General features: G+C 47.0%; 1 protein-coding gene. It reads right to left on the bottom strand.

The annotated features are described in order from the left end of the window. A partial coding sequence (locus ACP45E_RS19670) for an alcohol dehydrogenase catalytic domain-containing protein (RefSeq protein ID WP_158008401.1) occupies positions 1 to 406 on the bottom strand: 406 nt, incomplete at its 3' end. Positions 407 to 602 lie beyond the last annotated feature (196 nt).

Here is a 602-nt window from a genome sequence, read left to right as displayed (position 1 = left end):
TTTGCCCCGCCAAAGGAAGCACGGCTGCGGCTTCAAAAGTTACCGCATCGGGCACTAGGCTTAGTTCGCTTTCTGGAACACTGATATACTGGCTATAGCCTCCCCCTCTAAGTGGGAAACCAATAAACCCAGCAACCGTTGCCCCTTCTTTAAATCGAGATGCACCTTCTCCTAATGCGGTGACTTTACCTGCAATATCGTAACCTGGCACCCAAGGGAGATTATCTTTATTTTCCGCGGCAGCCCAACCCAGCCCAGCGCGTGTTTTGACATCAATAGGGTTTACGCCAGCAAAGGCAACTTTAATCACCACCTCTCCAGGCTGAGGCTCAGGCATTTGAGACGTAATGGTAGCGAGAACCTCTGCTCCACCAAAACGGGTAATTGCGATTTGCTTGTTTTCCATCTGTACTATCCCCTATTGAAAAAAGAAAAGGATGCCGAAGCATCCCTTTGAATATATAACATTTCTTTCAATTAAGTGAACTATTAGCTCGCAATTTCACCATCAATTGACTCAGTGATGACTTCTTAGTCTGCTAATCTAGCTCATCCACTGAACTAGCCAACCAATGCCAGTAGAATACCTGCCGCAACCGCAG

The organism is Vibrio genomosp. F10 str. 9ZD137 (assembly GCF_049974785.1).
Classification (GTDB): Bacteria; Pseudomonadota; Gammaproteobacteria; order Enterobacterales; family Vibrionaceae; genus Vibrio.
This window is presented reverse-complemented; position numbering and strand designations above follow the sequence as displayed.